Origin of the sequence: Bacteroides cutis (assembly GCF_900241005.1) — a bacterium.
Lineage (GTDB): Bacteria > Bacteroidota > Bacteroidia > Bacteroidales > Bacteroidaceae > Bacteroides > Bacteroides cutis.
The window spans coordinates 1-7280 of sequence record NZ_OEST01000014.1 but is presented as its reverse complement, the minus strand read 5'-3'; the positions used below and the strand labels follow the sequence as shown (position 1 = coordinate 7280).

The window sequence follows — 7280 nt, the reverse complement described above, 5'->3', positions numbered from 1 at the left end:
CAGCAGTAACCACTACTTCATCCAATAACTTAGAATCGGGCTTCATAACTACTTTCACATGAGGCTTTATCGCTACCTCTTGTGTCTGCATACCAATATAAGAAATCTGCAAAGTCTTCGCAGAACTTGGTACGTTCAGTAATGTAAAATCACCATCTACACCGGTAATTGCACCAATTTGTGTACCTTTTACCAATACAGAGGCTCCAATAACTGGCTGCCCATCTTCTTCAGAAATCACAACACCTGTGACTTTCTGCGTCTGGGCAGTTACTAAGCCTATTCCTACAAAAAGACAGGCTAATAACAGCATTAATTTTCTTTTCATAAATTCTCTCTTAAAGTTTAACTTTACATTAATTGTTTCTTTACTCTAACAAAATGCAAATATATTAATAAAACTGAAACGGACAATTGTTTTAATAAAAAAACCTTGTAATTCTGTCAAATCGTTAATAAAAGCCCGCTTTTTATGCTGAATAACAGTTTTTGCATATTTAAAAAGCTTAAAAAAAGACATGTTTGGTATCACTGTGTTTTTATATTTATAGCAGTTTCTTTGCTTGAATACACACATTTTAAAACAAAATGGTTAAAAAGAAGCCTCATCTTCATGTTTTACACCCTTTTTCATTAGACAAATTGTGTATTTCTACACACAAAATCCACTTAAGAAAATGAAATGTAAAGTCACTTTTGACAGATATTAATTCTTATTCAAACCTCATTTTGCACAGAATATCGTCTTATTTGTTTATAGTATTAATTAAAATAAATAGAAATGGGTAAAATTATTTACAATTTAGTGTACAATCGCAAGAAGTGCCTTAATAAAAAAGGAATGGCATTGGTGCAAGTAGAGGCTTATTTGGATAGAAAGAAAAAGTATTTTTCAACTAAGGTTTATTTAAAACCAGAACAATGGGATACCAAAAAATTGGTTGTAAAAAATCATCCCAATGCAGATGCACTTAACCGACTGATATATGAATATGTAGCGATGATCGAAAAAAAGGAACTAGAACTATGGCAACAGGGTAAACGTATATCTTTAGAGTTATTGAAGGACACATTAGCTGCACGAGAAAACAACACTTCATTTATCCCCTTTTTCAAGCAAGAAGTAATGAATTCTTCTCTGAAAGAAAGCACCAGGCGTAATCATCTTTCTACTCTAATGTTACTGCAAGAATTCAAAAGAGACGTTATATTCTCTGACTTAACTTTTGAGTTTATATCGTCATTTGAGCATTTTCTACAGTCAAAAGGTTATCATATCAATACCATTGCGAAACACATGAAACATCTGAAACGCCATATAAATGTCGCTATTAATAAAGAGTATATAGAAATACAGAAATATGCTTTTCGAAAATATAAAATTAAAACCGTAGAGAATAAACATACGCACTTGACCCCTGAAGAACTGGAAAGACTGGAAAAATTACGTTTGACAGGAAGATGTATGAAATATCAAAAAACTTTAGATGCGTTTTTATTTTGTTGTTATGCAGGCATGCGATATTCTGATTTCATAAATCTATCACCTGATAGTATAGTAGATATTCATCAAGAAACTTGGTTACTATATAAATCTATAAAAACGGGGACAGAAGTACGACTTCCTCTCTATCTCCTCTTTGGTGGTAAAGGACTTGTGATACTTGATAAATACCGAGATAATATTCAAGAATTTTTCCACTTAAGAGATAATTCAAACGTAAATAAAGATTTAATCATTATATCCAGATTAGCCGGATTATCAAAAAAAATATCATTTCATACTGCGCGCCATACTAATGCGACTTTACTCATATATAATGGGGTAAATATAACTACAGTACAAAAGTTACTCGGACATAAAAGCGTGAAGACCACACAAGTATACACTAATATTATGGATATGACTATTGTTCATGATTTAGAGAAAAATCATTCATTATTGTCATCACATAAAAAGATGTAGTTATCCTTCTCTATTAGTATGGTCCTAACAATTAAAGGGTGTAGCCATATAATTATTAGGGTTATACCCTTTTTCTGTTTTTACATGTCTACATTTTTCATTATTAAAATCAAAGTTTTCATAGTATGAAAAAATCGTAAAGCTAAGTTCTGCGAAAACATTGCAGATTTCTTATATTGGTATGCAGACACAAGAAGTGGCTATCAGACCACATGTAAAAGTAACAATGTACTCTGATAATAAGCTACTTGATGAAGTTATGATCGTTGCTTATGGTGGAGCGACAAAACGTTCATTTACAGGTTCGGCAACAGAAATTAAAGGTGAAAAGATTTCATTAAAAAATCCAACAGAACTTTCTAAAGCTCTTAGTGGTGAGGTTGCCGGTGTTCAAGTTATGTCTACTTCTGGTCAACCAGGAACTAATGCTAGTATTCGTATTCGCGGTTTAGGGTCTGCATATTCAAGCCGTGCACCGCTATATGTTGTAGACGGTATTCCTTTTGAAGCAGATTTGAGTGGTATCGACCCAAGTGATATTGCTTCTATGACAGTTTTGAAAGATGCAACTGCTACAGCTCTTTATGGTTCACGAGCTGCCAATGGTGTAGTATTGATTACGACTAAAAAAGGAGAAGTTGGTAAAACTCATGTTGAAGCAGAAGTTAAATATGGTGCCAATATGCGCTTGATACCACAGTATGACGTGATTGAAAGTCCTGAACGGTATACGGAGCTCACATGGGAAAGCCTGAAAAACTATGCTGTCAATGCAGGAGGAATGGATGCCAATCAATCTGCCGCATGGGCATCTAGTAATCTTTTCCAAGCAAAATATGGTATTGCCCCTATTTATAATATGTGGAGCGCCAATGGTGCCGATTTAATTGATCCAAGTACCGGTCGATTTAATAGTGGAATTATGCGTAAATATACTCCAGAGAAGTGGGAAGATTATATTTTCCGTACAGGACAAAAATTAGATGCAAACGTAAAAATATCAGGTGGTAATGAAAAAATGACTCATTATACAGCTTTCAGTTATCTGAAAGATGAGGGCTACTATATTTCTTCAGATTACCAGCGTTTTAATGTACGTAATAATATGAGTAACCAAATTACTCCATGGTTAAAGGCTACTACATCAATGGCATATGCATATATGGAAACTAACAAGCCAGGACAATCTGACAGTAATATGAATAATGGTTTTCAATTTATAAACGGTATGCCATCGCTATTCCCCGTTTTTGAACGTGATGCAGATGGAAATATTGTACAAGATACAAATATCGGAGGAAATAAGTATGACTATGGTATGAATTCAGGATACCAACGTCCTTTTGGGGCTGGTATCAATCCTGCAGGAGCATTGCTATTGGATAAAGACGAAATCGTTTCTCATCAATTTAATGGTAATGGATCTTTTGAAGCTAAATTCCTGAAATACTTTAAGCTGACTGCCAATGTTGGTTTACAGTACTTAGGTTCAGCAGAAAATGAACTTACTAATCCATATTATGGGGATAGTGCCGGTAAAGGACAAATTGTAAAATATCAGACTAATTATTTAAATTTCACAGCCAACCAAATTCTTTCTTGGGGACAAAGTTTTGATAAACATAATTTTGATGCTTTTGTTGCTCATGAATCAACAAGTAGTAAGACCTCTGTAGCTTATGGTGGTAAATCTAAAATCGTTAGACCAGACAACACTGAGTGGAGTAACGGTGTAATTATGGATTATCTGGAATCATATACTTATGGTTATTCCATCGAAAGTTATTTTGGTCAATTACGTTATGATTATGATAATAAATATTTTCTCCATGGAACCCTTCGTGCAGATGGTAGCTCACGTTTTGCGAAAGGAAATAAATGGGGAGTATTCGGTTCTGTAGGTGCCGCTTGGGCTATAACTAATGAAGATTTCATGAAAGATATCTCATGGCTGAAAAATTTGAAATACAAATTAAGTTGGGGTGTGTTAGGTAATCAAGACTTTATAACTTCTCCGGTTGTAGCAGGTTACTATCCTTATGAAGATCTTTATACTATTAATAACTTGAATGATGAATATACATTTAGTTTTAAGTTTAAAGGCAATCCTAATTTGACATGGGAGAGAAGTAGTACTATTAATACAGGTATTGAGTTCAACATTGCTGATGTATTGGAAGGTGAAGTAGAATATTTCTACAAAAAAACAACTGATATGTTGTTTATGAAGCAAGTTGCTCCTTCTTTAGGCTATGCGTCATATCCTGTAAATGATGGAGCATTAGTAAATAAAGGAGTTGAATTCTCACTGACAGCCCACTTGTTAAACAAGAATGATTATAAGTTTGATTTCCGCGTAAATGGAGGTTACTATAAGAATGAAATGACTCAAATGCCTATTGATGAGACCACAGGTAAAGAAAAGCCTATTGAAATCAGTACTTATTATGGTTGGACCAAAGGTCATTCTTTATATGATTTCTATATTCGTGAATATGCCGGTGTTGATCCGGAGACAGGATTTGCATTATATAATCAATACTACAACGTAAAACCGAATGGTGATAGAGATTTGATTACTGATATGGAAACTTATAAGTCTAAAAATGAAATTAATAAACTTGAAGTTGAACAGACAAGTGATTGGAGTCAAGCTACTAAAAAATTTGTTAATAAGTCTGGTATTCCGGCATTACAAGGAGGTTTTGGATTTGATTTATATGCAAAAGGCATCACCTTTAATGCAACATTTTCTTATGGTATAGGGGGATATGGTTATGATTATAATTATGCGGCAATGATGCATAGTGGTACTGCCGGATCGTATAATTGGCACAAAGATATCGAAAGTCGTTGGCAGAAACCAGGTGATATCACCAATGTTCCAAGCTTAGCAAATGATTATGGTGGAGGTGCCGATGATACGAATTATGCCAATGCTAGCTCTACACGCTTCTTGACGAGTCGTTCATTCTTAAACCTTGCAAATGTAAGAATAGGTTATTCACTACCTAAGAATATTGTATCAAAACTGCACCTTTCTGAACTTAGTTTCTTTGTTTCAGGTGATAACTTGTTATATCTATCTGCACGTAAGGGATATGTCTCAATGGCATCTTCTGGAAATAGTGACAATGTGAATGACGATAATAAAAATGACTCCGGTGAATCGGGAAGAAGCCAATATGCTCCGTTAAGTACAATTATGGGAGGTATTAAAATTCAATTCTAACAATAAAAATAAGAGTTATGAAATTCAATATAAAAAATTATATTCCAGTTACGGCATTAAGTTTAATGCTCCTATTGGGTAGTTGTAGCGATTCTTTCTTGGAAAAGAAACCGTCGGATTATATTACCTCGGAAGATTTGCAAGAAGTAGCAAAATGGAATCCTAATATCCTAATGGGACAAGCTTTAGGCACTTATTCTACAACTTTTGCCATGAACTCCGGTGGTACTGGAGGACATGATGACTTTGGTCAGAAATCTGTAGATATCGCTACTGACTTAATGAGTGGTGATATGGTTATTATGCAACAGGGTTACGGTTGGTTTGAGGCTGCAGGTGCACTGACCTGTACAACAGCTACAGCAACCTCATATTCTTATCAATTTTGGAGATATTATTATAAATTAATTAAAGCGACTAACGAGATATTGGATGCTGCCGGAGGTGATGATATAATTCCGGAAGGTGACGAAAGTAAAATATACTATGGTCAAGCTAAAGCTTTAAGGGCTCATTCTTATTTCAATTTAGTAAATCTGTATGCAAAACCATATACTGAAGATAAAACAGCTTTGGCGATACCTGTCTATCGCACTCAGTTGACCTCAGAAGCTGTAAAAAAATCATCGGTAGAAGATGTATATGCTTTGATTGTTAAAGATTTGACAGACGCTATTCCTCTATTAGAGGGTTTTGAACGCCCTTCTGGTGCGAAAGATCAAATCAACCAAGATGTAGCCAAAGGTATGTTGGCATACGTTTATTTAACTATGGGAGACTACAAAAATGCTGCTAAACTGTCCCAAGAGGTTATTGATTCTCATGAATATACTTTAATGGACAAAACAGAAATCATTAAATCAGGATTCGCTTCAATTAATATTTCTGGATGGATGTGGGGAATTGATTTGACTACAAGTAATTCTCCGGCACTTCCAACTTTCTGGGGACACATGGATTTGTTCACCTATAGCTATGCTTATGCAGGTGGAGAGAAATTAGTGGATACAGCATTGTACAATTCAATACCTGCGTCCGATGTACGTAAGAAGTGGTTTACTGAGTATAGTTCAGAAGGTGAACAGTATGAATTGACAAACTGGTGGAAATTCTATGACTCTAAGCGCATTATGGGTAATCGTGAATGGTATAATGATGAAGTTTATATGCGTGTTGCTGAAATGTATCTCATAAATGCAGAAGCTAATGCACGTGACAATGAACTACCTGCTGCTAGAACCTCTTTGAAAGCTTTACTGGATGAACGTGATGAGGTTGTAGCAGAAAAAGTAGCTTTGATGAATCAGACTGATTTGTTGGATATGATTTATTATAATTGGCGTCTTGAAATGTGGGGTGAAGGTCGTGGCTTAATGACAATGAAACGTTTCCAAAAGTCTATCACCCGTTGTGAGGAAGATGCAATGCTTCCAGGTAGAACTTACAGTTATGATGACAAACGTTTAATTTTTAATATTCCAGAAAGAGAAATTACTAATAATCCAAACTTGGCTGATTAAGATTTAACTCCTATAAAAATAAAAGAGACTGTATTTAAATACAGTCTCTTTTATTTTCTATGAATTTCAAATCGAACTAAAATTCTTTTATAGAACTTCTCAAAGATTATTAAAAAAATAGATACAGAAGAATAAATATGGTTATCAATATTTATTGAGCTTATCCATTTCTTTCTTTTTTCATTTTTATTATGAAAATATTCAACAAAGATGACATATAACAGACTCCTAGTATAATTATTAAAATTGGGTTTTAGAATAATTTATTTTATAACTATCTGTATTTCTGTATTATACCTTAGTATATAGTAGCTCAAAAGTAGAGCAAAAATACTTTAGCTTGTTCTGTAGTAACTTCTAGCAACTACTTCACAAAAAGCAGAACATATTTCTATTTTTGCAACATATTGTTTATCTGTGTATTATATATTTTGTAGTTCTGCGAAGACTTTGCAGATTTCTTATATTGGTATGCAGACACAAGAGGTAGCGATAAAGCCTCATTTAAAAATTGTGATGAAATCTGATACAGAGGTACTTGATGAAGTAATGGTTGTAGCTT

Annotated in this window: 4 protein-coding genes; 3 read left to right on the top strand and 1 reads right to left on the bottom strand. The window is 34.1% G+C overall.

Annotation, left to right across the window (positions count from 1 at the left end; all coding sequences use genetic code 11):
- Window positions 1-328, bottom strand: a 328-nt coding sequence (locus C1A09_RS16025; RefSeq protein WP_180949241.1) for a carboxypeptidase-like regulatory domain-containing protein, incomplete at its 3' end; no start/stop codon positions are given.
- 453 nt (window positions 329-781) lie between these two features.
- On the opposite strand from C1A09_RS16025, the gene C1A09_RS16015 reads away from it, so the two are divergent.
- From C1A09_RS16015 to C1A09_RS16005, 3 genes are all read left to right on the top strand, one after another.
- Window positions 782-1966, top strand: a complete 1185-nt coding sequence (locus tag C1A09_RS16015) for a site-specific integrase (protein ID WP_101546176.1) — start codon at window positions 782-784, stop codon at window positions 1964-1966.
- A 133-nt stretch (window positions 1967-2099) separates the two neighbouring features.
- Window positions 2100-5198 (top strand): SusC/RagA family TonB-linked outer membrane protein, encoded by a 3099-nt coding sequence (locus C1A09_RS16010; RefSeq protein ID WP_281258255.1) that lies wholly within the window; start codon window positions 2100-2102, stop codon window positions 5196-5198.
- A gap of 17 nt (window positions 5199-5215) precedes the next feature.
- Entirely contained in the window at window positions 5216-6718 is a 1503-nt protein-coding gene (locus tag C1A09_RS16005; protein WP_101546172.1) for a RagB/SusD family nutrient uptake outer membrane protein, read from the top strand.
- Window positions 6719-7280: the final 562 nt, after the last annotated feature.